Source organism: Pseudoalteromonas sp. SR45-5 (genome assembly GCF_014163565.1).
Classification (GTDB): Bacteria; Pseudomonadota; Gammaproteobacteria; order Enterobacterales; family Alteromonadaceae; genus Pseudoalteromonas; species Pseudoalteromonas distincta.
In genome coordinates, this window is sequence record NZ_JACJDN010000784.1 from 1 (window position 1) to 1,575 (window position 1,575).

Here is a 1,575-nt window from a genome sequence, read left to right on the forward strand (position 1 = left end):
CAAACTTGCATCATACTCCAGCTAATTACTAAGGTATGAGGATAAAGCTATGAGCAATAACATTTCATTACTACGCCAAGCATTTGTTAGCCAACGTCAATTTTATGATGATCAAAACTTTCCACGAGGCTTTAGCCGCAGCGGAAACTTCACCTTATTAGAAGCCAGCATACTTGAACAACACGGAGTTGTTTTAAAAGGCTTATACAGTAAAACAATTGAGCCGCAAAACGAACACCAAGAACAGTTTGTAGCAGTCGTAACTGGCTCACAAGAACCTACCAACCCAATCGAACGAGCTTGGGTAAAATACTTAAAACTAACGACCTGCAAAACTAAGTTTCATACTTTATTTGGCCGTTCAAAAATGTCGAGCCCGGCGCCGATTAGCCAAGAGTATTATTCAGAAGCGGATAATCTGTAAGTATTTAAGTTATTTGCTTTTTTGCGTTTTAACAGTTACAACTTGTATAAGCAAATATTTTTGCAAAATATATATAGGGTTGTTCCGTGACGCGAAAAATACTAATAGTTGAAGATACACCTGCCATGGCGCGAGTGCAAAAGCACATCGCGCTTAAGGCTGGTTATGAAGTTGATATAGCTGAGTCATTAGCGCAAACAAAAGAGCTTATAAGTAAAAATAGCTATTTTTGCGCTGTAGTTGACTTCATATTACCTGATGCCCCATCTGGTGAAGCAGTACCGTGTACTATTAATGCAGACATTCCAACTATTGTAATGACGGGCAATATTGATAAAAAAACTCGCGACACTGTAGAAAAATACCCAATCATCGATTACATCATTAAAGAAAATAAACAAGCTTATCAGTACCTCGAAAAACAGTTACAGCGCCTGCCTCGCAACGAAAATGTAAAAGTACTCGTTGTTGACGACTCTAAATCGACCCGACGATACATTTGTAGTTTATTAGTGCGCCATAAGTATCAAATTATTGAAGCACAAGACGGACAAGAAGCGTTAAACCTGCTTGAAGCTTCACCTGATATTTCAGTTATTATTACTGATAATGAAATGCCCAATATGAATGGCGATGAACTATGTAGCGAGATTCGTCGCTTATATAGCAATGATGAAAAAGCTATTATTGGTATTTCGGGTTCTGACTCTGTAGGGCTTTCTAGTTTATTTTTAAAAAATGGCGCAAACGATTATTTGCACAAACCTTTTAATAGCGAAGAGTTTTACTGCAGGCTTAGTCAAAACGTCGATATGTTAGACCTTATAGCTACCATAAGGCGACAAGCCAACACGGATTATTTAACTAATTTACCAAATCGTCGTTACTTTTTTGAAGAAGCTGAAAAATCATTAAAGCAAATAAAACATACTAAAGGTGACGGTGCTTTAGCTATGCTTGATATTGATCACTTTAAATCAATTAACGATACATACGGACACGATGTTGGCGACGAAGTATTAAAAGGGCTCTCTATTTGCTTCAGTAAATACTTTAAAAAGCACTTAGTAGCGCGCTTAGGTGGTGAAGAGTTTGCAGTTTATTTTATAGATATAGATAAACAAGAAGCCCTTAAACGCCTTGAAGGATTT

General features: G+C 37.2%; 2 protein-coding genes. Both read left to right on the top strand.

What is annotated here, in order from left to right; all coding sequences use genetic code 11:
* Positions 1–49 precede the first annotated feature (49 nt).
* Positions 50–424 (top strand): DUF413 domain-containing protein, encoded by a 375-nt coding sequence (locus H5072_RS19005; protein WP_024596244.1) that lies wholly within the window; start codon positions 50–52, stop codon positions 422–424.
* Between the two features lie 86 nt (positions 425–510).
* A partial coding sequence (locus H5072_RS19010) for a response regulator (RefSeq protein WP_182694455.1) occupies positions 511–1,575 on the top strand: 1,065 nt, incomplete at its 3' end.